Origin of the sequence: Salmonella sp. SAL4457 (genome assembly GCF_046548235.1) — a bacterium.
GTDB classification, from domain to species: domain Bacteria; phylum Pseudomonadota; class Gammaproteobacteria; order Enterobacterales; family Enterobacteriaceae; genus Salmonella; species Salmonella enterica.
This window is the reverse complement of sequence record NZ_JBGDZO010000838.1, coordinates 1-256: the sequence shown is the minus strand read 5'-3', so window position 1 is coordinate 256 and position 256 is coordinate 1. Positions and strand designations below refer to the sequence as shown.

General features: G+C 68.0%; 1 pseudogene. It reads left to right on the top strand.

Annotated elements, in window-relative coordinates:
• Window positions 1-256 (top strand): annotated as a pseudogene (locus tag ACLJNW_RS26535) (S-methylmethionine permease); the annotation flags it as partial.

Below are 256 nucleotides of genomic sequence, written 5' to 3'. Positions count from 1 at the left end.
GACCAGCGTGGTCGCCGCCGACACCCTGTTCATGGTGCTGATGGCGGTGAGCGGGATGTCCGGCACCGTCACCTGGATCGTCATCGCCTACGCCCAATACCGCTTCCGCCGCGAGCACATGGCCAGCGGCGGCACGGTCGCCGAGCTGAAATATGCCGCGCCGCTGTTCCCGCTGGTGCCGCTGGCCTGCATCGCCGTGTGCTGCTCGCTGTTCGTCTTCCTCGCCCTCGATCCCACCCAGCGGCCGTCCTTGTAC